General features: G+C 46.6%; 1 pseudogene. It reads left to right on the top strand.

The features are described 5' to 3' along the window. Positions 1-584: pseudogene (locus R7R78_RS28105) on the top strand (DUF4382 domain-containing protein); the annotation flags it as partial.

The following is a 584-nucleotide window of genomic DNA, read 5'->3' as shown; positions in this document are numbered from 1 at the left end:
ATAAAATTCAGCCTAGTTGGTGCAGCGGTGGTAGTAGCGCTCTTTGGCTGAATACCATCACCACGACAACCCCTGTCACTCTATCCGTCTCCGATGCGCCGATAGACGACGTTTCCGAAGTGGTCATCACTTACAGCAAAGTCGCTTTCCTTCCTCTTGATGGCGGATCACCACAAATTTTTGAGGTGTATAAAACCGATGAAGAAGGCAATTACGTGGATGAAAACGGCAATCCAATTCCTGATGTTGAAGATCCTCTGCCGTTAAGTGTTAACTTGCTCAACTATCAAGGCAGTGATGTTCAAGAGCTGGTTGAAGATGAAGTGATTCCTTCTGGCAACTACAAGTTATGTGTGTTTGCCAATGATGGCGATCACCCCGACTACCCATCGTATGTGATTGACGAAGCGACAGGAAATCAAATCCCACTGACCGTCAAAGGCGATGGTGCTTGTCCTCAAGGCGTGGGTAAAGAGCCTAACTCTGGGGTATTGTTCTTTAATAACACCTTTGCGGTTAATCCTGATAACAATGAATTCGTGGTCGAGTTTGATCTGCGTCGAGGCTTAAAAGACGGAACGGGT

This window comes from Vibrio sp. 2134-1 (genome assembly GCF_033339495.1).
Note: the sequence above shows the minus strand (reverse complement) of the source record. Positions and strands in the feature narration are given on the sequence as shown.